20 protein-coding genes are annotated in these 22,256 nt (G+C 60.0%); 10 read left to right on the forward strand and 10 right to left on the reverse strand.

The window, feature by feature from the left end; all coding sequences use genetic code 11:
• Positions 1-11: 11 nt before the first annotated feature.
• Both R3D51_08060 and miaA read right to left on the reverse strand, forming a co-directional pair.
• On the reverse strand, positions 12-1,778 hold the full coding sequence (locus R3D51_08060; protein ID MEZ5899433.1) for an acetolactate synthase 3 large subunit: 1,767 nt from the start codon (positions 1,776-1,778) through the stop codon (positions 12-14).
• A 237-nt stretch (positions 1,779-2,015) separates the two neighbouring features.
• Positions 2,016-2,936: a tRNA (adenosine(37)-N6)-dimethylallyltransferase MiaA gene (gene miaA, locus R3D51_08065; protein MEZ5899434.1), complete on the reverse strand. Its 921-nt coding sequence runs from the start codon at positions 2,934-2,936 to the stop codon at positions 2,016-2,018.
• Positions 2,937-3,290: 354 nt separating this feature from the next.
• On the opposite strand from miaA, the gene R3D51_08070 reads away from it, so the two are divergent.
• Together R3D51_08070 and R3D51_08075 are read left to right on the forward strand one after the other, a co-directional pair.
• Positions 3,291-3,686 carry a Spy/CpxP family protein refolding chaperone gene (locus tag R3D51_08070; GenBank protein MEZ5899435.1) on the forward strand — a complete coding sequence of 132 codons (396 nt, stop codon included), beginning with the start codon at positions 3,291-3,293 and terminating at the stop codon, positions 3,684-3,686.
• A gap of 54 nt (positions 3,687-3,740) precedes the next feature.
• Positions 3,741-4,127 (forward strand): DUF302 domain-containing protein, encoded by a 387-nt coding sequence (locus tag R3D51_08075; GenBank protein ID MEZ5899436.1) that lies wholly within the window; start codon positions 3,741-3,743, stop codon positions 4,125-4,127.
• A gap of 28 nt (positions 4,128-4,155) precedes the next feature.
• On the opposite strand, the gene R3D51_08080 is transcribed toward R3D51_08075, so the two are convergent.
• The 4 genes from R3D51_08080 to R3D51_08095 all read right to left on the reverse strand — a co-directional run bounded on the left by R3D51_08080 (position 4,156) and on the right by R3D51_08095 (position 10,307).
• On the reverse strand, positions 4,156-5,454 hold the full coding sequence (locus R3D51_08080) for a porin (GenBank protein MEZ5899437.1): 1,299 nt from the start codon (positions 5,452-5,454) through the stop codon (positions 4,156-4,158).
• A gap of 173 nt (positions 5,455-5,627) precedes the next feature.
• Entirely contained in the window at positions 5,628-6,332 is a 705-nt protein-coding gene (locus R3D51_08085) for a hypothetical protein (GenBank protein MEZ5899438.1), read from the reverse strand.
• Positions 6,333-6,494: 162 nt separating this feature from the next.
• Positions 6,495-8,336, reverse strand: a complete 1,842-nt coding sequence (locus tag R3D51_08090; protein ID MEZ5899439.1) for an ABC transporter ATP-binding protein/permease — start codon at positions 8,334-8,336, stop codon at positions 6,495-6,497.
• Between the two features lie 258 nt (positions 8,337-8,594).
• Positions 8,595-10,307, reverse strand: a complete 1,713-nt coding sequence (locus R3D51_08095) for a LysM peptidoglycan-binding domain-containing protein (GenBank protein MEZ5899440.1) — start codon at positions 10,305-10,307, stop codon at positions 8,595-8,597.
• Between the two features lie 236 nt (positions 10,308-10,543).
• On the opposite strand from R3D51_08095, the gene R3D51_08100 reads away from it, so the two are divergent.
• The 4 genes from R3D51_08100 (at position 10,544) to R3D51_08115 (ending at position 14,432) form a co-directional block, all read left to right on the forward strand.
• The gene (locus R3D51_08100) at positions 10,544-11,167 is read left to right on the forward strand and encodes a TIGR00730 family Rossman fold protein (GenBank protein MEZ5899441.1); all 624 of its coding nucleotides are present in this window, start codon (positions 10,544-10,546) and stop codon (positions 11,165-11,167) included.
• A gap of 128 nt (positions 11,168-11,295) precedes the next feature.
• Positions 11,296-12,957 (forward strand): DUF6600 domain-containing protein, encoded by a 1,662-nt coding sequence (locus R3D51_08105; protein ID MEZ5899442.1) that lies wholly within the window; start codon positions 11,296-11,298, stop codon positions 12,955-12,957.
• 85 nt (positions 12,958-13,042) lie between these two features.
• The gene (gene meaB, locus R3D51_08110; protein ID MEZ5899443.1) at positions 13,043-14,032 is read left to right on the forward strand and encodes a methylmalonyl Co-A mutase-associated GTPase MeaB; all 990 of its coding nucleotides are present in this window, start codon (positions 13,043-13,045) and stop codon (positions 14,030-14,032) included.
• Between the two features lie 157 nt (positions 14,033-14,189).
• A complete protein-coding gene (locus tag R3D51_08115) occupies positions 14,190-14,432 on the forward strand; it encodes a CDGSH iron-sulfur domain-containing protein (GenBank protein MEZ5899444.1) in 243 nt (80 codons plus the stop codon).
• A 48-nt stretch (positions 14,433-14,480) separates the two neighbouring features.
• Here R3D51_08115 and R3D51_08120 read toward each other — a convergent pair whose 3' ends face one another.
• Positions 14,481-15,911 carry an amino acid permease gene (locus tag R3D51_08120; GenBank protein ID MEZ5899445.1) on the reverse strand — a complete coding sequence of 477 codons (1,431 nt, stop codon included), beginning with the start codon at positions 15,909-15,911 and terminating at the stop codon, positions 14,481-14,483.
• Between the two features lie 349 nt (positions 15,912-16,260).
• Here R3D51_08120 and R3D51_08125 point away from each other — a divergent pair, with 349 nt between their 5' ends.
• On the forward strand, positions 16,261-17,274 hold the full coding sequence (locus tag R3D51_08125; protein ID MEZ5899446.1) for a branched-chain amino acid ABC transporter substrate-binding protein: 1,014 nt from the start codon (positions 16,261-16,263) through the stop codon (positions 17,272-17,274).
• 128 nt (positions 17,275-17,402) lie between these two features.
• Here R3D51_08125 and R3D51_08130 read toward each other — a convergent pair whose 3' ends face one another.
• Entirely contained in the window at positions 17,403-17,606 is a 204-nt protein-coding gene (locus R3D51_08130) for a hypothetical protein (GenBank protein ID MEZ5899447.1), read from the reverse strand.
• Between the two features lie 401 nt (positions 17,607-18,007).
• Between R3D51_08130 and purB the strand changes: the two genes are divergently transcribed.
• The gene (gene purB / locus R3D51_08135) at positions 18,008-19,309 is read left to right on the forward strand and encodes an adenylosuccinate lyase (protein ID MEZ5899448.1); all 1,302 of its coding nucleotides are present in this window, start codon (positions 18,008-18,010) and stop codon (positions 19,307-19,309) included.
• 190 nt (positions 19,310-19,499) lie between these two features.
• The gene (locus tag R3D51_08140) at positions 19,500-20,732 is read left to right on the forward strand and encodes a chloride channel protein (GenBank protein ID MEZ5899449.1); all 1,233 of its coding nucleotides are present in this window, start codon (positions 19,500-19,502) and stop codon (positions 20,730-20,732) included.
• A 30-nt stretch (positions 20,733-20,762) separates the two neighbouring features.
• Here the strand turns inward: R3D51_08140 and R3D51_08145 are convergent, their stop codons facing one another.
• Both R3D51_08145 and R3D51_08150 read right to left on the reverse strand, forming a co-directional pair.
• The gene (locus R3D51_08145) at positions 20,763-21,275 is read right to left on the reverse strand and encodes an FKBP-type peptidyl-prolyl cis-trans isomerase (protein ID MEZ5899450.1); all 513 of its coding nucleotides are present in this window, start codon (positions 21,273-21,275) and stop codon (positions 20,763-20,765) included.
• A gap of 120 nt (positions 21,276-21,395) precedes the next feature.
• Positions 21,396-21,776, reverse strand: a complete 381-nt coding sequence (locus tag R3D51_08150; protein ID MEZ5899451.1) for a polymer-forming cytoskeletal protein — start codon at positions 21,774-21,776, stop codon at positions 21,396-21,398.
• Between the two features lie 174 nt (positions 21,777-21,950).
• Here R3D51_08150 and R3D51_08155 point away from each other — a divergent pair, with 174 nt between their 5' ends.
• Entirely contained in the window at positions 21,951-22,073 is a 123-nt protein-coding gene (locus tag R3D51_08155; GenBank protein ID MEZ5899452.1) for a hypothetical protein, read from the forward strand.
• Positions 22,074-22,256 lie beyond the last annotated feature (183 nt).

Raw genomic sequence — 22,256 nt, forward strand, 5'->3', positions numbered from 1 at the left:
GCGGTTCGATCTCACACCAGCACCTTGCCTTCTTTGCCAATCGCCTTGTCGATCTCGTCGTCCGACACATCCTCGCCCAGCAGCATTTCGTTGTGGGCCTTGCCGGAGGGGATCATGGGGAAGCAATTTGCCAGTTTCGCGACGCGGCAATCGAACATTACCGGCCCCTTCGTGTTGATCATCTCGTTGATGGCATCGTCGAGATCGGCCGGATGATCGCAGCGCATCCCGGTCCAGCCGTATGCTTCGGCCAGCTTGACGAAATCTGGCAGGCTTTCGGTGTAGCTGTGCGAGAGGCGATTGCCGTGCAGCAACTGCTGCCATTGGCGCACCATGCCCATGTATTCGTTGTTGAGAATGAACACTTTCACCGGCAGATCGAACTGAACCGCCGTTGAGCACTCCTGAATGTTCATCAGGATCGAGGCATCGCCCGCAACATCGATCACGAGAGACTTGGGGTGTGCCAATTGCGCACCTATGGCTGCAGGCAAACCATAGCCCATCGTGCCGAGACCACCGGACGTCATCCAGCGGTTCGGTTCCTCGAAATGCAGAAATTGCGCCGCCCACATCTGATGCTGGCCCACTTCAGTCGTGATGTAGGTATCGCGATCCTTGCTCAGCTCATACAGACGCTGCAGCGCGTACTGCGGCATGATGATGTCTTTGTGCGGCTTGTAGGATAGCGACTTGCGTGCGCGCCAGCCTTCAATCTGCTTCCACCAGGCCTTGTGGGCCGCCTTGTCGACGACAGGCGCCTTGGCTTTCCAAACGCGCAGCATATCCTCCAAAGTGTAGGCCGCGTCGCCGACAATCGGCACGTCCACGCGCACATTCTTGTTGATCGAGGAGGCATCGATATCTACGTGGATCTTCTTTGAATTCGGCGAGAAAGCATCGATCCGTCCGGTGATGCGATCGTCGAAGCGCGCGCCAATGTTGATCATCACATCGCAGTCGTGCATTGCCATATTCGCTTCGTAGGTGCCGTGCATGCCGAGCATACCGAGCCACTGCTTGTCGGACGCCGGGTACGCGCCAAGCCCCATCAGCGTCGAGGTGACGGGAAAGCCCGTCAGCCGCACGAACTCGCGCAGCAACTGGCTCGCCTTCGGACCCGAATTGATGACGCCGCCGCCGGTATAGAAGATCGGCTTCTTAGCGGCACTGATTAGATCGACGGCCTCGCGCACTACCGTCTGATCGGGTTTGTACTTCGGCTTGTAGGTCTTGTGCTGAATGTTGGACGGGCCGACATAGTTGCCCGTCGCAAACTGCACGTCTTTCGGGATATCGACCACGACCGGACCCGGACGGCCCGTCTTGGCGATATGGAATGCCTCGTGCAGCACACGCGCCAGATCATTGACGTTCTTCACCAGCCAGTTGTGCTTGGTGCACGGGCGCGTAATGCCCACGGTATCGCATTCCTGGAAAGCATCGTTGCCGATCAGGTGCGTCGGCACCTGCCCGGTGATGCAAACCACGGGGATCGAATCCATCAGCGCATCAGTCAGTCCGGTCACAGCATTGGTGGCGCCAGGGCCCGACGTCACGAGCACCACGCCGACCTTTCCGGTCGAGCGCGCATAGCCTTCCGCGGCGTGAACCGCGCCGCCTTCCTGACGCACCAAGATGTGGCGAACCTTCTCCTGCTGGAAAAGCTCATCATAAATCGGAAGGACCGCGCCTCCGGGATAGCCAAAAATGACCTCGACGCCCTGATCGGCTAACGCTTGCATCACCATTTCCGCGCCGGTCATTGTCCGTGCCATTTCTCATTCCCCTTGATGCTTGGAAACAAACGTGTCGAAGTTGTCATTCGGCGAAACTTCGCGCGCCTTGATGCCCCACCTCGCCCATTCCGCACAAGCGGAGCAGAGGCTGGGCTGTCATGAACGTCGCGCACCGCAAAAGGGCCTGGCCAGGCGGCACAAGCCCTTCAGCTCACGCATCCGTGGGTACGGTACGCGCGGACATGAACCTAGGCATGGCACTCTGGCTGGTCAATGCTAAGGATCAATAAATGCGAACATTTGACCCGCATCGCTTTCCATTTGTTGCGCAGAAACACGCATCCACGACATCATATTTTTACGAAACCAGGTTTCCTGTCGTTTGATGTACTGCCGCGTCTCGGCCTTGGCGCGGAAGATCGCCTCCGGAAACTGCATTTCGCCACGCAGCGCCGTCAATAGCGGGGCTACTCCGAGAGCGCGCATTGCCGGCAAATCAGGGTTGAGTTGCAGCTCCAAAACAGCCTGAGCCTCTTCCAGCCCGCCGTTGGCCATCATGGTGTCAAAACGCTGATCCGCGCGAGCGTGGAGATCATCGCGCTCGCGCGTCACCAGCAGTTTCACCGCCTCGCCCAAGACCGGCGTTCCCGGCAGGGCCTGCCAGTGGCTCAATGATTGTCCTGAACTGTCGAGAACCTCCAGCGCGCGAACAATCCTCTGGGCATCGGACGGATCCAGCCGCGCCGCCATCACCGGGTCGCGCTCCTTCAGGATCTCGTGCAATCGTTGCGCACCCAATGCCGCTGCTTGGGTTCGCCAATAGGCTCGCACGTCTTCCGCCACCTCCGGAATGGGCGATAGCCCTTCCAATAGCGCCTTGAAGTACAGCCCGGTTCCACCTGTGAGGATAGGGCGTTGACCGCTGGCGATGGCTTGAGACACGGCCAGGGCGGCGTCCTTGACGTAGCGACCTACCGAATAGCTCTCGTCGGCACCGACGTGACCGTAAAGCATGTGCGGACATACCGCTTCGTCGCCCGGCGACGGCCGCGCCGTCAGAATTCGAAGTTCGCGATAGACCTGCATGCTGTCAGCATTGATGACGACTCCACCGACCGCACGTGCAAGCGTCATCGCGAGCGCGGATTTACCGCTCGCGGTCGCACCGGCGATGAGGATCGGGCAGAGGTTGGCCATGAAGGCGTCTCCTACAGCCAAGGGCGCGGACGATCCAGTCTCAATCGCGCAGGGTGCGGCAGATGACTGCTGAAGGCGCGGCGAGCCATTGGAATGCGCGCGCCCGCTTCCCATATCATCGTCGTGCCCACGACCGTGGCCCGACCTTCTCCTCGGCCATCTTTGGCCGCAGCAACAATTAATTGTTCCACGGCTTGCGGCATGCCTCATCAAGCCAGCGGAGCCAGCCGTGAAAACAAGATTTACAAGCCTCTTTGCCGCCGCGCTTCTTGCCTCCGGTGCCACTCTTGCGTTCGCCGATGAACCATCCGCCCCGGCACAATCTGAACAGCCCCCGCTCAAATGAACAAGGACATGATGCAAGGCATGGGTGGGGGAATGGGCAAAGGAATGGGGATGGGCATGCATATGGGTAACGGCATGGCCGAATGCGCCGCCGCTTCGGATCGACTTGCGAAGCTCAAAGGCGACCTTGCCATCACCGATGCGCAGACCGCCGCCTGGGACGAATATACAAATGCCGTCAAATCGCGGATGGACGTCATGAAATCCAACCGCGCCGAAATGATGAAGACCATGAATGGCGGCGGCGGTCTTATCCAGCGGCTCGATGCACGCATCACCGCCATGCAGGCAATGCTGAAATCAATGACATCCTTGAAGGCGGCGGCTGAAAAGCTTTATGGCGCGCTCGACGCCGACCAGAAAAAGAAGGCCGATACCCTTTTGGGAACCGGCTGCATGATGTGATCGCAGATCTCATACAGATTTTGACTCGTACAGACCCAATAAGGCAGCAACCCAATGAGCTATTACTTCAATAAGATCGTTCCGGGCTCTTTCGATGGCACCATCGAGCGGGTGACCGAGGAACTGTCGCGCGAAGGGTTTGGCATCATCACCCAGATCGATCTGGCGAGCACCTTCAAGAACAAGATCGGCGTCGACTTCAGGCCGTATCGCATCCTGGGTGCGTGCAATCCCAAGTTGGCGCACGAGGCGTTGGCGCTTGAAGACAAGGTCGGCACCATGCTTCCGTGCAACGTGATCGTGCAGGAACTGGCACCGGGAAAAGTCGAGGTCGCCGCCATCGACCCCGTGTCATCCATGGCTGCAATCGACAATCCAGAACTGCTGGAGAAAGCAACCTCGATACGCGACAAACTCAAAGGCGTCATCGAACGCCTTTGAGTTGTTGCGCCGATCGTCTTTGATGGGGCTAGAAGGCGATCTTGGAACCCACAATGACCGTGTGGAAGTGATCCACTCCGCGTGCGGCCACGCCCTGCCCCGCTGCATCGAGGAGATCGAAATCGGCCTCATGAAGCCGGTAGCCGAGGTAAAGCTGCATCTCGGCAGCCTCGACCTGCTGGACCACGCCCGCGCCCCAGACTTGAGCGGTGTTGCCGCCGATACGAACCGCTGTGCCGCTCGCATCGAGCTCCGTAACCAGGGTCGGATCCGCACCTGCACTGACGTAATCCTTGAACCAACCGTACTCGCCGTAAAAGCCCGTCGGCCCTAGCTGGTTGAGGGTCGTCAGCCAGCCAAGCTTTGTATAGATGAACTTTGCATCTTCCGGCGTGCGGACGGCGCCGTCAGCATCGACGACCGACTGATCGAATTCTCGCACGCCGAAGCTGATGAGCGCATTGAGGCCGGTCGCTTCATGCAGCACGGCGGCCGATCCTACAAGCGTCGACTGATTAATATCTGCGTACTCGCTCGGCGCGTCCGTTACGTGCGTGTAGGCAATGGCCGCCGTTAGTTTGAAGCCGCCGCCCTCTCCGTCGTAGCGCAGCCCGACGTCCCATATGTCGTCTTCTCCCCAAGAAGCGGCGGCGACGAAACCTGCAATCACCGGACTGTCGTAACGCACGACATTGGCCGTATCGCCGTTGAAGTGGTTGTAGACATCACCCCACGCAAGATCGATGAGCACACCATTGGACGTGCGCAAGTTGAACGCACCACCGATGTCCTGCACGCCTGCGTAGCCCGCGACGCCCGTTTCCGAAAGATCGCTTTCAGGCGCAGTGTCGGTCACGCGCGATGCCTTGCCGACGGAGAGCTTGCCCAGCGTGCTGCTTTCAATCCACCAATGTAATTGCCAGATCTGAAATGGGTCGCCCGAGCCATTATCGTGGCTCTGATCGACGTCGTCAGAGAGATCGTCGCGCAGGCGCAGGGTGATATCGTAGCCAGCCGCCAATCCCTGCGAGATCATCGCTTGGCCTCTAAAAGAAAGATTAGACTGGTCGTTCTTGTTACCGACGACATAGGCGTTGCTTTCGCCGCCATCGTCCCAAAGCAAGATCGCCTTGTTGACCTGTCCTTCAATCGTCAGCGAGACTTTGCGATTGCCTTTGCGCACGGTCGTCGCTTCGAGTTCCGCAATGCGCTCTTCCAAATCTGCGCAGCAATCTCCCCCGAGATCAGCCGCGCGCAGCCCATCCACGTTCGCAAAAGAGCCGGCCGCAAGGCCCAGTGCCGCCACAAGATGAAACTTCCGCCTCATACTTTCCCCCAGTCGGCGACTCGATTTGAGCGCCATTATCCCTCGCATCTTGGCCCGCGACCATCCGTGCACGCCGCCTCCGAAGATTACATGCTTGTCATTATTGTAGTATACCCTTTTGGTCAACATACTCGGGGCACTTTTTGCTCTCGCGTGAGGAAAGGTGTTGCTAATTAGCCGCTCAAGCGCGCCTTCGCCGCCGCCAGCGCGCGCTGGATCATCGCGCGTCCCGACTTCAGCCCCGCCGTAAGACGCATGACGATTCCTGCCTTTACCGGCTCCCAAACCGGTCGCCAGCGCAACCAGGCTCGTTTGATCTCCAGGCGCACCCGCGTCTTGACCATGCGTCCGTAGCGCCAGATCCAGGAGGCGCGGATCTGTTCAAACAGGGCATCCTTCCAGGGAACAAACCAGTTGTAGGCACGGGCAAACCAGCTCAGTTGCATCAGCGCCGGCTTGGTCAGAATAAAGATGCGGGCGATGAACGCGGTCGAGGCGACCTTGGCGCCCGCAAACAGCCCGGTCGCCGTCCAGTACTTTCCATTCGCAAGAAGCCAGACCGCAACGAACTTCAGTGGCAGCAGCAAGGTGGTCGGAAGCGCAAAGACGATCAGCGCGCCGTAGGGAGGTAAACCGGCGATCCAGCGTTCAACGGCAGCAATGGGCGCAAACCGCGCCAGACGCGACAACAGTTCGGAAAGGGGCCTCCAGCCCCATTCCTCGAATAGGACGATCAACGCCGCCAGAACTTGCAAAGCCTGGATCAGCGGTGCACGCACGATTGACCACGCGGTGCGCAGGATTTCGCGCAGCGACCACAACGCCACGACAAACGCGCGCCACACCAAGGCTGCCCACTCTTTGCCTTTACCGTTCACGCCTCAGCACCTTCGCTCCGTCATCGCCGCATCAACGATATGGGCTCGGCACCCTTGCCCTGCCCACCGCTTCGGCCCATGAGCTTAACAGGCAGAAATGGATACGGGGATAACTGCGCTTCTCAGGCAGGGCGGATGGTGAATGCCGATTAGCCGGTCCGGTTATTCTCCTGCCGGCTCCAGATGGATGTCGGCGGGCCGCAAAGCGCCTTCGCGTTCGGCCTCCTCCAGAACGTGAGCCAGCTCCTCGCGGGCCCGTTCGGCTTGACGCTGGCGGGCCCACAACGACGCATAAAGCCCCTCGCGCGCGATCAGCTGGGCGTGCGTCCCCTGCTCAACCAGATGGCCTTTTTCCAGCACCAGGATCTGATCGGCATGCACGATGGTCGACAGGCGGTGCGCAATGACAAGCGTGGTGCGGTCCTTGGAAACCCGGTCGAGCGCATCCTGGATCTCTTTTTCGGTGTGGCTGTCGAGCGCGCTGGTCGCCTCATCCAGAATGAGGATCGGGGGGCTCTTCAAAATCGTGCGCGCGATCGCAACGCGCTGCTTCTCACCGCCAGACAGTTTCAATCCGCGCTCGCCGACCATGGTGTCATAGCCTTCCGGCAGAGCGCGGATGAACGGATCGATCTGCGCCAGGCTCGCCGCCTGCATGACCTCTTCGTCGCTGGCATCTGGGCGGCCATACTTGATGTTGTAGAGGATGGTATCGTTGAAAAGCACGGTATCCTGCGGCACGACGCCGATCGCCGCGCGCAACGAGTGTTGCGTGACATCGCGCAAATCCTGTCCATCGATGGTCACGCGCCCGCCGGTCACGTCATAGAACCGCAACAAGATGCGGCTGATGGTAGACTTCCCCGCACCCGACGGCCCCACGATGGCGAACAGCTTGCCAGCAGGTACTTCAAACGACAGATCGTGCAGGATCTCGCGTTCCGGTTCGTAAGAGAAGCGCACGTTTTCAAAACGGATCGTGCCTCCTTCTACCTTCAAGTCGCGCGCGCCGGGACGGTCGGAAACTTCCGGATTTTGCTCAAGCACGTCCATCATGTTTTCAATGTCGGTAAGCCCCTGCTTGATCTCGCGGTAGACCATGCCCATGAAGTTCAACGGAATGAACAGTTGCAGCATCAGCAGGTTCACCATGGCGAAGTGTCCAACGGTGTGATTGCCAGCCATGACATCGCGCGCCGCCATGACAAGACAAGCCGTTAGCGCGATGGTGAAAATCACAGCCTGACCTGAGTTGAGAATGGCGAGCGAGGTATAAGTCTTGATCGAAGCCTTCTCGTAGAGCGCCATCGACTTGTCGTAGCGGCTGGCTTCCCGCGCCTCCGCGCCGAAGTATTTGACCGTCTCGTAGTTGAGCAGACTGTCGATTGCTTTCGTATTCGCTTCTGTGTCGCTCTCATTCATCGTACGGCGGATGGCGACACGCCAATTGGTGGCCTTGATGGTGAACCCCAGATAGAAGACGATCATCACCACGATGGTGACTATGTAGCGCCAGTCGAATTCGATCGCGCACACCACCAACACAAGAAAGAATTCCACGATCGTCGGCAACAGTGTCATCAACGCCATGCGCGTGATGTTTTCAATGCCCGTGCGTCCACGTTCGAGCACGCGCGTCAGCCCGCCGGTCTTGCGCTCAAGATGGAAGCGCAGGGACAACCGATGCATATGCTCGAAGGTATTGAGGGCGAGCTTGCGCACCGCGTGCATCGCGACCTTGGCGAAGAGACCTTCGCGCGTTTGCACGAGCAGCCCCATTGCGACGCGGGACAGGCCATAAAGTATCGCAGCCAGGACCGGCGCGCCGATCAGCCATGAAACGTCCTCGCCAGCAACGACCTTGCCGCCCGTAACCGCAACGAGCGCGTCAGTCGCCCACTTCAAAGTGAACGGAACAAGGACCGTCACAAGCTTTGCCGCCACCATCAGCACCAGTGACCACATGACGGTGCGTTTCAGGTCGGGCCGATCGTTCGGCCACATGTAGGGCAGCAGCCCGCGCACGACTTTCTTTTGCTCTTCAGAAAGCGAAAAGCGCTCCCAGAAGGGAGCGCGCGCAGATCCGACGTCGTGATTGTGAGAAGGAGCGATTGTCATGGCGGTTATGTAGGACTGGCCGGATTGAAAGTCCAATGAGCCCGCGCGCGTGCGCGAAAATGCAGCTATTCGTGCATTAGCGTCAAATGCACTGTTGGCAACCCAGATTTCAGACGTGATGTGCAGAGCTCCGCGAGAGAGCGGCTATTTGCGCGGCACCTTGAACCGCTGGCACGGATAGATAAGATCGGGATCCGCGATCTTGTGCCGATTGGCGCGATAAATCCGTTTGTAATACCGACCACTATCGTAATGCTTCTCTGAAATCCGCCACAGGCTGTCGCCCTTCGCGACCGTATAGCGGCCGGGCAAATGCCTCACGCGACGTCCCGCGAAACGACAACGCCCGCCACGCCAAGACCAGCCTTCAACCTTTGCCCCGCGAAGCTCGCCGGCACCTAACCCCATATGCGGCGCTAGGCGTCGCGTACCGATCAGCACACCGCTTTCAGTTTCAGCCTGTGAGACGCGGAATTCGCCACGCGGCTCAGCCGTCTGCGGCCGCGGACGTGCAATCGGTTCCGGCGTGATCGTGATCGCCCAGCGCCGATGTTTCAAACGGCGATTGCCCTGGGCCGATGTCGCTGTATCGGCAGTTTCGCTGGGTTGCGCATTTCGTTGTGCTTCAGCCCGCCGCTGTTCGTCGGCAATACGTGCTTCACGTGCGGCGTGCTCCGCCTCGGCTTGCCGCTGCGCTTGCGCCTTCCTGGCCTGTTCCTCGGCAGCACGCTGTTGACTGCGCTCGTCGGCTTCGCGCGCGGCCTCACGCAGTTTGCGGGCCTCGGAGTCCTCCTGAGCTCTGCGCGCCTCGGCCTCCTTGCGTGCTTGCTCGGCGCGGCGTGCAGCTTCCGCCTGTTGCTGCTCTTCGGCGGCTCGCGCCTTTGCAGCGGCAGCCGCATCATTCTGTTCTTCGGCCTTTTTCTCGGCTTCGGCATTGGCCGCCTTTGCCTCGGCCGCGGCTCGCGCGGCAGCAGCGGCCTCGGCCGCAGCTCTCGCCTCGCGTTCAGCCTTGGCTTTCTGCTCGGCCTTGGCGGCTGCCTCGCGTTCGCGGGCCGCTTCCGCCTCCTTGGCTTTCGCGTCGTCCTTTGCTGCCTGCTCAGAAGCAGCCTCCCCTTCCTGTGAAGGCCGCGACAGCTCTTTGACGACCGTGCCCTGATACTCACGATTTGCGCGCGCCAACCAATCGGTGATCGGCGCGAAAATTCCGCCCGCCTCGGGGAAGATCGGACCCGACCGGTCGGCCGTCGACTCTGCCTCCTCGCTGGGCTTCGCGGTCTTCCCCTCAGGTTCGAGGGGCTTCTTGCCCTGGGCTTGTTGCGCATCCTGGGTGATCGCGGGCGCAGCGGCGGGCGACGGCGCGGGCTGTGCCGTCTCTTTTTGCGAAGCCTCCGCCGGAGAAGCCTCCGGCGCAGCGGCCGGCGCCGATGGCTGCTCCAATGAGGGCTCTGCGGGCCTCTTCCTTTTCACGGGAGGCACGACAGCATCCGCGCTCTCGCCTTGGGCGACGTCTTCGCCGTCAAGCGCGTCCTCCTCCTGCGCCATATCGGCAAACGCAGAAATCGGAATGCGCGCTTGCTGTTCTATGATCCCTTGCTCTTGCAGCACGTCATCGGGTTCGCGCGCAGCTTCCGCCAGCCCGGCCCCGAGACATAGGATCGACAGGCACATCACGGCGCTCACGGAAGATGAAGCGCGGTACATCAGACGCCCCATGCCTACGGGGAGCGCACAGCGCGCCGACGCAATCTCTGCACCTGCCTCTGCGACTGCGGAACCTACCGCCTGGACACCGGCGATTTCGGGTTTGCCAGCCTCAACACTCGGAGCGCCTTGGCCCACCCCCACGCTCACCTTCATCAACTGCCTCGTAACGCGAACATCCGGCTGTAACCCACAACCGCACAACATAAAACCCCGCCCCACGCAAATGGCATTTATCCCGTTCGCGCAGCGCTGCTGTGATTGCCACACTCTAACGCTATATCTCCTTTCTGAGCGAGTGCCGTGCGGCCACAAGTCTCTCAAACAGACGGCACAGCGGATCACTCGGCAGAACAAAGAACAACGAACAAAAACCAATGACTGGAACAAAAGTGAACAAACAAGAGAACATTGCAAAAAGTCAGCATATTTCGTCGGTCTGCGTCTATTGCGGGTCGGGCAAAGGGCTCAATTCGGCCTATGCGATCGCGGCCCGCAAGCTGGGCAAGGCATTCGCCGATAACGGCATCCGCCTGGTCTACGGCGGCGGCAGCCTGGGCCTTATGGGCGAAGTTGCAAAAGCCGCACTCGGCGCGGGTGGCAAGGTGACGGGCATCATCCCGAGCTTCCTCGGTGCCAGGGAACAAATGCTGCACGATGTCGATGAACTGGTGGTGGTCGACGACATGCACTCGCGCAAGAAACTGATGTTTGAACGTTCGGACGCCTTCGTGGCTCTTCCCGGTGGCATCGGCACGCTGGAAGAACTCGTCGAGCAGCTCACCTGGTCGCAACTCGGCCAGCATTCCAAGCCTATCGTCGTCGCCGATATCGAGGGTTTCTGGTCACCATTTCTTGAGCTGCTTGCGCACATGAAACGCGAGACCTTCATTCGCACCGGCCTTGATGTGCATTTTTCGGTGGTCGACGAGGCGGAAAAGATCCTGCCGGCTATTCTAGCCGCCACTGAAATCGGCAACGTGCGCAAGGATCAGGCGGTGGTGGCGAAGTTTTGATGTGGTCGATGGGACACGCGCCTATACGCCGCCTTTCCGCTGTCTCAATTGTTGGGTTGTTCTCCAGCGGGGCGTGCGACGCACTGCAGCATTAGAGCTGCTGCTGACGCACTGTGGAGGCATCGACCATGAACCGGCACAGCGCACGGGCGCTATTGTTCGCGACGGTATTAGTCAACGCGGCGGCGGGCAACTTATCCACACAAAATTGCGCGATGGCACAGGATGCCGATCAAGCCGGCACTTCCCAAAATGCAAACACCGGCAAGAAGTCCAAGGCCAGCCCCAAGTACGAGGAGTACTATGAGAAGGTACCGGCAGACGACAATGATCCAGCGAGCGGCGGATCGGCTGTAACAGGTTCGGGACTTGATCCGGAAGGCGATGCGTCGCCACCGCCGTCAGCCGCTTCTTCTGCTCCGGCCTCGGCACCAGCGACACAGCCCCGAACGCTCGGCAATCACAAGAGCGCAGCACCAGCTCCCGTTCGTCGCGCTGAGCCGAAAGAGACCGATTCCGCACCCGCCGCCGAAGCCGCGAAGACAGACGAGACTGCACCGGCCTCCGATAACGAGGCCAAAAAGGCCAAGAGTTCCGCCAACTCCGAGCAAGATAACGGCAGCGCGAATGCAAATGCACAAAGCGCACGCGGCGCCCCACCGCCGACCGAGACCGGATTGGGGGAGGACGTTTCCGACCTTTCCTATTTCCGCGAAGTTCTCACTAAAGGCGGTGCGTGGCGGTCCCATGCGCGTTACGGCGAAGTGTTCGTTCCTGAGGTTCCGGATGGCTGGCGGCCTTATACGCTCGGCCACTGGGTCTATTCGGACGCCTACGGCTGGACATGGATTTCCGACGAAGTATTCGGCTGGGCGACCTACCACTACGGTCGCTGGACACGCGAAGACGCTAACGGCTGGATGTGGATTCCAGGTGGCGAATGGGGTCCCTCTTGGGTCGTATGGCGGCAGACGAACGACGCCATCGGCTGGGCCGCTCTGCCACCCAGCGCCACTTTCGTGAATGACCGCTTGTCGCTTGATGCCAACGCCATCGACAACGACGGCTTCGTGAAGAGCTGGGCCTTCGTCAATCCGCGCTATTTCGCGCGCATCCAGATGACGCGGTTCTTGCGGCCCGTTAGCTGGAATTCGGATCTCGTGGATCGCTCGCAACCGCGTCTTGGCTATGAGCGCGATGCCGACACCGGACACATTCTCAATCGTGGAATTCCACCCGATGAAGTCGAGAAGTTGGCAGGCCTTCCCGTGCCGCGCACCACGGTGACGCCTGTCGACGATCCAAGGGCCATCGAGAGCGCGCGTGCGCATCAGCTCGATATCCGCAAAGGCGAGGTAAAAATTTACCGGCCAGCGAGCAAGCGTGTCGAACAGGCGTTGAAGAAGCCCAGTGGATCGAAGAAGCGCGCTGAGGGTGGTACTGCTAGCAGCAAGACCTCACGTGCGGAAGAAGCCAAGACCACTAGCGCATCCAAGTCGGCAGCCCCGCAGGCCGACAAGGCCGCCGCTCAAGCTGGGGCCGAAAAATCCGAGCAGGCGGCTTCAGTCAAAAAGAAGACTGAACCGTCGCCAACGTCCTCGGCGACAGCAACCGCCAAAGACAAAGCGGATGAGCCAAAGGAGGCGAGTTCCGCAAAGTCATCCGAGGCTTCTGGATCGGCAACCGCAACCGGCTCCATTCCCGCCAGCAAACGGCGTTGGGATGCCTCCGGCCCCTCCGGCGCACCGGCTCCTGCGACCTCCGAGCAACCCTCGTCCGGCGATCCGTGAGGCACGCGCACGGCTTAATAGTGAAAAGGGACAAGCGCGCGATGAGCGTTGCGTCGCGCCACGCTTGCCCTTATCAGCGCTAGCCATGAGCACGCACGATACACCGCCGGCCAACACGGCCCCCAGATCCCGGCTTGCTGCCGGTGACATCGAACCGCTGGTTGCGAGCCTGCGTGGCGGTGAACGGCGGGCGATCGCGCAAGTTATAACCGAGCTGGAGCGCCTGTCGTCGGCAGCGCCTGATCTGCTCAAGGCCCTGCAGCCCTACTTGGGTCACGCGCTCGTCGTGGGCTTTACCGGTCCGCCAGGCGCGGGCAAGTCTACACTCGTCAATGCCGTCATCGATCACTTGCGCAAACACGGCCGCACCGTTGGCGTGATCGCCGTCGATCCGTCGAGCCCGATCTCAGGTGGCGCCATCCTGGGCGACCGCATTCGCATGACCGCAGCACTGGACGACGACGGCGTGTTCGTGCGCTCGCTCGCCTCACGGGGATATCTTGGCGGTCTTTCTCCGGCAGCCGTACGCATCATCGACGCGCTGGACGGTGCGGGCTACGACATCATCCTTCTTGAAACCGTCGGCACCGGCCAGAATGAGATCGACGTCGCCGAAGTGGCGGACATCCGCATCGTCATTTCCGCACCCGGACTTGGCGACGACATCCAGGCGATGAAGTCGGGATTGCTGGAGATCGCCGACATTATGGTGGTCAACAAGGGAGATAGGCCCGGCGCGGAGCAGACCATGCAGCAGCTGCTTGGCGCGTTGTCCATTCGCGCCACCATCTCCGACAAAGTTCCGGTTCTCAAGACGGCCGCGATCTCTGGCGAGGGCGTGCCCAAACTGGTCGAAGCCATCGATCAAATCTCAACGACGGTCACAGCGAAGGGACCACAGGACCGGCGTCGGCGGCGCGCGCGCTATCTTATCGCGCGGGCGGCAGCCGATCTCGTTGCCGCGCGTATCAAGAGGGGCGGGACGAGCGGGCTCGATCCGTTGGCCGACGCGGTCCTTGCGGGCACCCTTTCGCCCGACGATGCCGCACGCAAAATTCTGCGCGAAACCGAATAACCCAATTCAATCCACGATCTGCCTGTAAACGATTGCCGCAGCTTTGACCTGGGGCACTTGCCGGGCCGTGCCAAACCCGCTACCGCTGGGGGCGCAGGGCCGGTACCGGCGCGCCCAGAAGCATGGAATTATGATCGTTGAGCCGGGAGGGAAGACGATGTCGGACGAAGCCGTTTGCGTGCAAAAGAGCCCCTATCAGGTCGAACTGCAAGAGGGCAAGGACTACTGGTATTGCCGCTGCGGGCGGTCCAAGTCGCAACCCTTCTGCGATGGATCGCACAAGGGAACGTCATTTGAGCCGATGAAGTTCACCGCGGATCGCACGGGTACGTTCAATCTATGCGGTTGCAAAGCGACAGATGATGAGCCGTTCTGCGACGGCACTCACAACGTCCTTTGATGAAGGGGACGCGCCTTTACAAAAGGCGCGCCTCGATCACTTTGCACTTCAAGCCGCCGACTGCGCGAGTTTGCTGTGTCGCTTGGAATAGGTGAAGTAAATCATCATACCGGCCAGTAGCCACAGCACGAAGCGAACGTGGGTCTCCCACGGCAGAAACGCGATCAGCGCCGCGCACAGGATCGCCCCCACGGCAGCAGACAGTTGACCAAATGGTATTCTGAAAGGCCGTTCCATCTCCGGGTGAGAGCGGCGCAGAATAATCACACCGCAACAAACCAGCACAAACGCAGCGAGCGTCCCGATGTTCACGAGTTCGGCAAGGACGCCGAGTGGCAAGAACCCGGCCATGATCGCCATGATGACGCCCGTCAGCACGGTGGTACGAACCGGTGTGTGAGTGCGCGGATTGACAACTGAAAAGTAGCTCGGGATCAGACCGTCGCGTGAAATTGCGACAACTATGCGTGTCAGTCCGTAATAGAGAACCAACATCACCGTCGTCAGACCGAAGATCACACCGCTCGCGACCAATCCCGCGGCCGTGCTGTGCCCGATCTGCAAGAGCGCTTCAGAGGCGGGCGAAGAGACGTTGAGGGTCGTGTAGGGTACGATGCCTGTCATCAGTGCCGACACGATGATGTAGACGATGGTGCAAAATGCGAGAGCCGAAATGATGCCGATCGGAACGTCGCGTTGCGGATTGCGCGCTTCCTCAACAGCGGTGGAAACGGCGTCGAATCCGACATAGGCGAAGAAGACGATGGATGCGCCCGCGAGGATGCCGACGGGTCTGCCATCCGAATATGCAAACCAACCATTCGGCATGAACGGCGACCAGTTTTGAGCATCGACGTTGAACACGGCAACGCCAACGAAAATCGCGACAGCCAGAAGCTTGATTGCCACCGCGGCCGCATTGATGCGCGCCGTTTCCTTCACGCCGATGATGAGCAGCCCCATCAGGATCAGGATGATGATCACGGCTGGAAGATTGACGTAGCCACCACCGCCCTCCCCAAACGGGCCTTTCGTGAAGGCTTCCGGAAGACCGACACCGATCGCCGTCAATGCGTTGTTGAAATAGCCCGACCAGCCGTTGGCCACTGCGGCGACCGACACGCCATATTCAAGAATGAGATCCCAGCCGATGATCCAGGCTATCAGTTCGCCGAACGCCGCATACGAATAGCCGTAAGCGCTGCCGCAGCCGCCGACCATGGCGGCAAGCTCCGCATAGGCGAGCGCCGCGAAGGCACATGCAAACCCAGCAACGAGATAGGAAACGATAACCGCAGGGCCCGATTGCACAGCGGCGGCATGTCCTGTCAGCACGAAGATACCCGTGCCGATAATCGCGCCGATGCCAAGCAGGGTGAGATCCAGCGCCGACAACACCCTTTTCAGACCGTGGACACTTTCATGAGGGTTGCCCTCACCATTCCCAACAAGAGGCTTACGGCGAAAAAGACCTTCCATCCCGTCATCTCCAGTTCCTGCCGGCTGACGCCGACGTGGCCTCGAAATAGTGCCCGGGAATCGATGCCGGACCTGGGAATTCTAGCCCAAGGGACGGCGCGGCTCACGGCTAACGACAAGGCGCGCTGCCCACAAAAGCACCAGAGGCGGGACGAACCGCCAAGGACGAATCGATTCTCAGTGTCCCCGTTCCCTAACCCGCGATAAAAGGCGGGCCATGACTTCACACCCTAGGACGGTCCAGAAGCTTGAAGCAAGGGCGGTGGCCCGCGCATGCGCCATCCGAAGGCGGACGGCCGCCTTTTTCGTTCTGGCTGTTGCCCTTCTTTGTGGCGCAGCTGTTCCGGCCATGGCCGACGACCCCATCCGCATCGCCGTGGTGGGGCCTGTAACGGGCGCGGCACGCCTTACAACACGCGCGATCGAGGCAGGCGCACGTCGCGCCATCGGCGAGCTCTCGGCTACAGGGTCGCAACGCTTCACGCTGATTACCGAGGATGACGGCTGCGATCCCCAAACTGCAACGACCAAAGCCCACGGGCTCATTGCTGCCGGGGTCGACCTCGTTTTGGGGCATCCATGCACAAAGGCGGCCATCGCCGCGGCAGAGGTCTATGCACAGTCCAGTGTCGTTTTCATCGCCACGCATACGCGCCATCCGGCACTGACGGCGAATGGCCGCCGCGCTTCGATCTTCCGGCTGTGTGGCCGCGACGACGGACAAGGACGGGACGCGGCACGCATTCTCCTGGGACTGTCAGGTGACAAACCGATTGCCATCGTGAACGATCGCACGCTTTACGCCAAAACCATCGCTGAAGCGGCTGAGCGCGTTGTGCGCGCTGCCAAGGCACAGATGATCACCGCGACCGTCATCGCTGGGCAGAAGGAATATCCTCGCCTCGTTTCAAAAATCAAAGACGCGAGCATTGTGTTCTACGCGGGCTTCCCGCTTGAAGCTGGCTTCATTACCAGCGAACTCCTGAGCGCTGGATCTGGCGCGCGCATCATTGCCTCCGACGCCGTCGCCACCCGCGAGTTACCTGCATCGTTTCCTCAGATCACATCAAAGATCGATGTACTGATGCGTGCTGACGATGAAACCGATGAGACGCTGGCGCGCGCCGCTGTGGAGATCTTCACACACGCCTATGTGCGTGCATACGGGCCAGTGCGCGATCAATGGATGTCCGATGCAGCGACACGAAGCGCACTCGCGGCAGGTATCCTTGCCAAGGCGGGCCCGCATGCAAGCACGTCAGGACCGATCGCATTCGACGCCGCGGGTGATGCGGACGTAACATCCTACAAACTGATGCAATGGGATGGAAAAAATTGGGTGCCGGCCAGACGCTCGTTCTGACACGGCACCCTTGTTTTGGCATTCAACAACCAGAGCCTGATCCGGCGGCCGCATTGGCGCGGAACAAACCTAACGTATGCCGGGCGGGCACGAATAACTCGTGCTCGCAAACCTCATCGTCGACCGAATTAACGGCCCTGGGATTCCGCGAGGCACTCTTCCATGAGTGCACGTTCAAGACGCCTTAGATCGTCCGGAACGTTGCTGCCGGATTGGCGGCATTCGCGAATACGCTGTTGTACTAGGGCATAGCAGCGGCGCGGATCGTCTTCCGATTGCTCCATCTGCTGAACGAGATCCGCGATCTCGACCTGACCCATTTGCTGCGACATGACTCTACAGGTCTCCCCGCAAGAATTTAGGAATTGGAGCGCTCTTGCATCCAAGATGCACAATCGCCGGTTCTTTCAAACCTTAGCCATTATACCTCAAAAAACCCTCAAAAGCAGAGGCTCCCCGGTTTCAACATTCACATGGCGGTTAACAATGTGACTTTCACGTCATCATTATTGGACCTCCCTACCGCACGCCGCAAAGCGCGCGGGGCGCTCATTCAACACCGCACTGTGGCCAGATCCGGGCTTCTTGCGGGCGAAGCCGTCGCGCTTGATCAACTCTTGTTGCGAAGCGGCAAATTTACATCACGAACGGATTGGAAAGCCATTCATTGAAGCGGACTGCCGCGTCTGCTAGGCAATTGCCGCAACGCATCAAAAAAACCGGAATTGAAACGATGATCCCTCGATATTCGCGCGTTGAAATGACTCGTATTTGGGAACCGGCCTCGCGCTTTCGAATTTGGTTCGAAATCGAGGCACACGCAGCCGCGGCCATGGCGGAGATCGGAATAATCCCCAAAGAAGCAGCTGCAACAATCTGGGACAAGGGGTCGCAGGCCGAGTTCTCCGTGGCGCGGATCGACGAAATCGAATCAGTCACCAAGCACGACGTCATTGCCTTCCTTACACATCTGGCCGAGCATGTGGGGCCTCAGGCGCGATTCGTTCACCAGGGCATGACCTCCTCCGACGTGCTGGACACCTGCCTCAACGTGCAGCTTGTGCGTGCCGCCGATCTCCTCATCGCAGACATCGACCGCCTGCTCGCAGCATTGAAAACGCGCGCCTTCGAGCACAAGGACACGATCACCATCGGCCGAAGCCATGGCATTCACGCCGAACCAACGACCTTCGGCGTCAAGCTCGCATCCGCGTATGCCGAGTTTGCGCGCTGCCGCGAGCGCATGCTTAACGCGCGTAAGGAAGTGGCAACCTGCGCGATCTCTGGCGCCGTCGGCACCTTCGCCAACATCGATCCGCGCGTGGAGGAGTACGTCGCCGACAAGCTCGGGCTAGTGGCAGAGCCGGTGTCGACGCAGATCATTCCGCGTGATCGGCACGCGATGTATTTCGCGACACTCGGCGTCGTCGCCTCATGCATGGAGCGTCTGGCGATCGAGATCCGTCACCTGCAGCGCACCGAAGTGTTGGAAGCGGAGGAATATTTCTCGCCGGGGCAGAAGGGCTCCTCGGCGATGCCGCACAAACGCAATCCCGTGTTAACGGAAAACCTCACCGGCCTGGCCCGCATGGTGCGCGCCTATGCGCTACCCGCCATGGAAAACGTCGCGCTCTGGCATGAGCGCGATATCTCCCATTCCTCCGTCGAACGTATGATCGGCCCCGACGCGACGGTGACGCTCGATTTCGCATTGAACAGACTGGCTGGCGTGATCGAGAAGCTCGTCGTCTATCCCGCAAACATGAAGAAGAACCTCGACAAGCTCGGCGGATTGCACAACTCGCAACGCGTTCTCCTGGCTCTGACCCAAGCTGGGGCCTCGCGCGAGGACGCCTATGCGCTGGTCCAGCGGAACGCCATGAAGACCTGGGAGCATGGCGCCGACTTTCTCACCGAGCTCAAGTCGGACAAGGATGTCACGGCAAAAGTATCTGCCGCAGACCTCGAAAAGATGTTTGATCTGGGTTATCACACCAAACACGTCGACACGATTTTCAAGCGCGTATTCGGGTAGCGCGGCTCTCGTCCACCCCCCTGATAGACTGCTTGTTGGATGCATCGTTGTGTTAAGACGGGTGGCATCGAGGTGAAGAATTTTGGCTGATCACGACCGAACGACCCCACGCACGATCTCTCGCCGATCAAGGAGTCTGAGACGCTACACCTACGCCGGGTTTTCCAGGCACGTTTGGAAAAGGCGTCTGGTGTTCCTCTCCGGTGCAATCGTGGTGGCGCTCGTCGCGGTAGGATTTGCGCAGCTGGCAGACCTTGCGCAGGAGGTCTTCAACCACGCTCTCAAACATTGGATGTGGTTGCCGCTAATCGTTACCCCGATCAGCTTCGCCGTGCTGGCCTACATAACGCGGCGGTGGTATCCCGCCGCCCAGGGCAGCGGTATTCCGCAGGTCATTGCTGCCCGCGCCAGCAAGGATCAGGCTCATCGCTTCAGCTTGCTCGATTGGCGCATGGCGATTGCAAAAATCGTCATGACATCGGTGGCGATCCTTACCGGCGCCTCGGTTGGCCGCGAAGGCCCCAGCGTGCAGATCGGCGCTTCCATCATGTTTGCCATCGCGGGTTTTGCCCGACTTGGACGCGCCGATGGACTTGTGCTTGCCGGTTCCGCCGCAGGCGTCGCTGCCGCCTTCAATGCGCCGTTGGCGGGTATCGTGTTCGCCATCGAGGAAGTCGCAAAATCCTTCACCGGCCGGGTGAACGAGCTCGTGCTTGGATCGGTTATCGTCGCAGGCGGCGTCAGCTGGCTCCTGCTTGGCAACTATTCCTATTTCGGTGGCGGGTCCGCCCGCGTGATCAGCGGGTTCGATTGGCTTGCCGTTCTTGTGTGCGCCATCATCGGCGGAGCACTCGGCGGTCTGTTCAGCCGCACCATGATCGCGATCGTCTTTCATCCACCCGAATGGGTGGCCAAGCTCAAGCGACATCCAATCTATTTTGCAGCGATCTGCGGTCTCGTCGTCGCCATCCTCAGCATCGCAACCAACGGCTATGCTTCCGGCAGCGGCTACACGGAAACCCGGTCGGGGCTCTACTTCGGCATCACTATTCCCTGGTATTACGGACTGGCAAAAATGGTAGCCACGCTGCTGTCCGCCGTCAGCGGCATACCAGGTGGCCTGTTCTCGCCGTCGCTCGCAGCAGGCGCTGGAATTGGCTCAATGGTGGCCGAGGTTTTGACGTTCGTTGAGCCTCGCAACGTCCTGCTGCTGATGATGGCCGGATACTTTGCTGGCGTCGTTCAGTCACCGCTTACCGCCGCCGTGATCGTAATCGAAATGACAAGCGACCGCGCCATGGTCATTCCGCTGCTCGCAACGGCCCTGCTGGCGTCCAGCGTCTCGCGCGTAATCAGCCGACGCCCACTCTATCACGCCTTGTCGTTGACGTTCGCTCAGAAGCCCGCAACACGTAAGCCTTAAGAGCAAGAAGCTTTCTTGCCAGCTTAACGATCAGTCGTCGTCCTTGAGGTCGAGCAATTCCACGTCGAAAATCAGTGTGGCATTCGGCGGAATGACGCCGCCAGCGCCGCGCGCGCCATAACCCAGTTGAGGCGGGATGATCAGCGTGCGCTTGCCGCCGACCTTCATGGAAGCAACGCCTTCGTCCCAGCCCTTGATCACTTGACCGACGCCGATGGTGAAGGCGAATGGCTTGCCGCGGTCAACGGACGAGTCGAATTTGGCGCCCTTGGCGCCGTCTTTATACAGCCATCCCGTATAGTGCATCACGCAGGTCTGGCCGGTCTTAGGCGCGTCGCCTGTGCCTTCCTGGGTATCGATGATCTGAAGGCCAGAAGCAGTGGTCTTGGCGTTGGACATGTCTATTCCTGTCGATTGGGGTTGGCTCGCCTGCTCAGCGTGTGACGACGCAGCGTCCGATGCTGAGGGCTCCGATTTCTGACCATCACACGCACCGAGCGAGATGGCGGCGAAAAGTGCAGCTGGAATTGTGATGGTTCGCATCGCCGCGGAGGGTCCATATGTGGCTTGGATTTTTCTATTGTGCGCCACTCTTTAGCCCGGCTTCCCGATCAGGGGAAGCCCGCCGATCGCGCCGGCCCGGTACCGATATCCGCGCGCTCCCTAAGCGCCGAGCAGCAGGGGAGCTGAATGACGCCGGGAGCGTCCTTCGAAATAGCACCCGTCCTCCAACGCCAGTTTCTTATGGAAGATGTCCCCGACCACACTGCTGGCGGCCTTCATCGTGAGTGTGTTCGCGTAGATCTCTCCGTTAACCTCGCCAAGCACAACGACGTTTTCAGCGCGGACGCTTCCGTTGACGACCCCACGCTCGGTGATCACGAGCTCGGAACAGCTGACATCGCCATCGACGGTGCAAGCGATCGTGATTGCGCCGGGATAGCTGATGGCGCCTTCGATCGACAGCCCCCGTGGAAAGCTCAGGGGCTGGTAATGGGACGGATTTGGCGCGGCTTCGCCGTGCGCGCGGTTCAATCTAGACATTTGGCCTCTCGTCATCAGCGCCCGCACGCTTAACTCTACACGCGACACGATGATGGCAACAATCCGGCTAAGCCCCGGGCTCCGCGGGGCGTTGGCAGGAGGTAATTCACAATTGACAGCCCACGATATCCGCCTAAAACGCGCGCTTGACGTTGAAACTAGGGAAATCCACCGATGCCGACCATGTCGAACATGCGCCGCCGCAAGATCCAGGCACGCCAGCGCAAAGTTGAGAACGAGAAGAAGCGCCTTTCGAAGATCGCCAAGAAAGAACAAAATGCAAAGAAGGCTGGCTAAGCCGAACTTCTCTGCAAAGCAAAGTCTTGGCGCGATGCGCTAAGAATTAGGGCGCGGAAACTCCATGGGCCGCGCCCATTTCTTTTTCACTTGCCGCATTGCAGCAGCGACGGTGCCTGTACGTCAGTCCCGGTTGCGTCCCACCCTATGCGAACCGACAATGCCCAAACGACCGCTTTCCGG

This window comes from Hyphomicrobiaceae bacterium, assembly GCA_041397645.1.
In the GTDB taxonomy this organism is placed as follows: Bacteria; Pseudomonadota; Alphaproteobacteria; order Rhizobiales; family Hyphomicrobiaceae; genus Hyphomicrobium_B.

Coding starts and splice junctions, on each gene's coding strand:
- R3D51_08080 (MEZ5899437.1), bottom strand. CDS start 5,454: ATGAGGCGGAAGTTTCATCTTGTGGCGGCACTGGGCCTTGCGGCCGGC.
- R3D51_08060 (MEZ5899433.1), bottom strand. CDS start 1,778: ATGGCACGGACAATGACCGGCGCGGAAATGGTGATGCAAGCGTTAGCC.
- R3D51_08095 (MEZ5899440.1), bottom strand. CDS start 10,307: ATGAAGGTGAGCGTGGGGGTGGGCCAAGGCGCTCCGAGTGTTGAGGCT.
- meaB (MEZ5899443.1), top strand. CDS start 13,043: ATGAGCACGCACGATACACCGCCGGCCAACACGGCCCCCAGATCCCGG.
- R3D51_08070 (MEZ5899435.1), top strand. CDS start 3,291: ATGATGCAAGGCATGGGTGGGGGAATGGGCAAAGGAATGGGGATGGGC.
- miaA (MEZ5899434.1), bottom strand. CDS start 2,936: ATGGCCAACCTCTGCCCGATCCTCATCGCCGGTGCGACCGCGAGCGGT.
- R3D51_08125 (MEZ5899446.1), top strand. CDS start 16,261: ATGGCCGACGACCCCATCCGCATCGCCGTGGTGGGGCCTGTAACGGGC.
- purB (MEZ5899448.1), top strand. CDS start 18,008: ATGATCCCTCGATATTCGCGCGTTGAAATGACTCGTATTTGGGAACCG.
- R3D51_08150 (MEZ5899451.1), bottom strand. CDS start 21,776: ATGTCTAGATTGAACCGCGCGCACGGCGAAGCCGCGCCAAATCCGTCC.
- R3D51_08155 (MEZ5899452.1), top strand. CDS start 21,951: ATGCCGACCATGTCGAACATGCGCCGCCGCAAGATCCAGGCACGCCAG.
- R3D51_08115 (MEZ5899444.1), top strand. CDS start 14,190: ATGTCGGACGAAGCCGTTTGCGTGCAAAAGAGCCCCTATCAGGTCGAA.
- R3D51_08075 (MEZ5899436.1), top strand. CDS start 3,741: ATGAGCTATTACTTCAATAAGATCGTTCCGGGCTCTTTCGATGGCACC.
- R3D51_08120 (MEZ5899445.1), bottom strand. CDS start 15,911: ATGGAAGGTCTTTTTCGCCGTAAGCCTCTTGTTGGGAATGGTGAGGGC.
- R3D51_08130 (MEZ5899447.1), bottom strand. CDS start 17,606: ATGTCGCAGCAAATGGGTCAGGTCGAGATCGCGGATCTCGTTCAGCAG.
- R3D51_08145 (MEZ5899450.1), bottom strand. CDS start 21,275: ATGCGAACCATCACAATTCCAGCTGCACTTTTCGCCGCCATCTCGCTC.
- R3D51_08090 (MEZ5899439.1), bottom strand. CDS start 8,336: ATGTGGCCGAACGATCGGCCCGACCTGAAACGCACCGTCATGTGGTCA.
- R3D51_08105 (MEZ5899442.1), top strand. CDS start 11,296: ATGAACCGGCACAGCGCACGGGCGCTATTGTTCGCGACGGTATTAGTC.